Source organism: Streptomyces brasiliensis (assembly GCF_014647875.1).
Taxonomy (GTDB): Bacteria; Actinomycetota; Actinomycetes; order Streptomycetales; family Streptomycetaceae; genus Streptomyces; species Streptomyces brasiliensis.
In genome coordinates this window covers 1-697 of sequence record NZ_BMQA01000262.1, presented here as the reverse complement: position 1 = coordinate 697, position 697 = coordinate 1, and the positions used below count along the sequence as shown (strand labels likewise).

The following is a 697-nucleotide window of genomic DNA, read 5'->3' as shown; positions in this document are numbered from 1 at the left end:
TCCAGACCCTGCCCTGAGGGCGGATCCGACAGATTGATCACGACTCGATACGCGCCCTAGGGCGATCGCAAAAGCGGAGTGAACGCGTCCGCTCCGCACTCCGTCATGTTCATGAATTGATCGGGAGACGCACGTGGGGTCCGAACTCCCCACGGGTTCCGCGGTGCCCGGTGAGACGGAGCGCGCACGCTCCAGAAGGAGCCCCACTGATGCGAGTCAGACTTTCACTCCGACGCGACGCCGACAGGCCGACGCGGTCGCGGTTGCTGCCGTTGTCCTCGGTGATGGCCATGGTCGTGGCTGTGCTGACGGTCGCCTGTTCGGCGCACGGCGGTGGCGGGGAGGCCGGAGGGTCATGCGCGATCGCGGCCACGTACGGGGGCCGCACCTATACGCAGGTGGCCAACGTCGACTTCACCGTAGGCAAAGCACTCGGCACCGCTGAGTTCCCGCCCTGCGATGACACACCGGGTCACAACGACGATGCCGTTGGGACCGAACCGACCACGGCCTATGCCGTCGGCGGCTTGAATCCACGTATCGCCATCGCGGTGCGGTACACCTCGGACGAGGTCATGCTGCTCGCCGTCCAACCCGGTGGCAGCCTGCCTCCGGAGGTCAAGGCCCTGACACGGGGCTAGTAGGGCTTTGTTAGGTTCTGTGGTGGGGTTCGGGTGTGGGGGCGGGTTGGCCGCAT

1 protein-coding gene is annotated in these 697 nt (G+C 66.3%); it reads left to right on the top strand.

Translation table 11 applies throughout. From position 1 onward, the window contains the following. Positions 1-302: 302 nt before the first annotated feature. On the top strand, positions 303-641 hold the full coding sequence (locus tag IEZ19_RS50085; protein ID WP_189317997.1) for a DUF6281 family protein: 339 nt from the start codon (positions 303-305) through the stop codon (positions 639-641). Positions 642-697: the final 56 nt, after the last annotated feature.